Here is a 266-nt window from a genome sequence, read left to right as displayed (position 1 = left end):
CGTTGGGGAGCCTGCGCTGCAACATCGAAGCGTTCGTCGCCGCTCCGTTGGGCGGCGGTCAGGCTTTCGACTTCCTGAGCAAAGAAAGCCACGCGACGACGCCGGGGCAGATCGCGACGCTGCTCACGCAGGCAGGCCACCGGACCGTACAGAACCAGGCGCTCACCGATTACACGGCGCCGCGCGACGGCACGCGGCTCAGCACCGCCGGCACCAGCCTGACGAGCTGCTCGAGTCTGTTCAGGCGCGCGCCGGACTGCGTGGTC

Annotated in this window: 1 pseudogene; it reads left to right on the top strand. The window is 69.2% G+C overall.

Annotated features, from left to right (window positions below):
* Positions 1-266 (top strand): annotated as a pseudogene (locus tag SB753_RS37960) (hypothetical protein); the annotation flags it as partial.

The sequence above is a fragment of the Paraburkholderia sp. SIMBA_053 genome, assembly GCF_046534895.1.
In the GTDB taxonomy this organism is placed as follows: domain Bacteria; phylum Pseudomonadota; class Gammaproteobacteria; order Burkholderiales; family Burkholderiaceae; genus Paraburkholderia; species Paraburkholderia caledonica.
The sequence above is the reverse complement of the archived record's forward strand: the minus strand, read 5'-3'. Positions and strand labels throughout refer to the sequence as shown.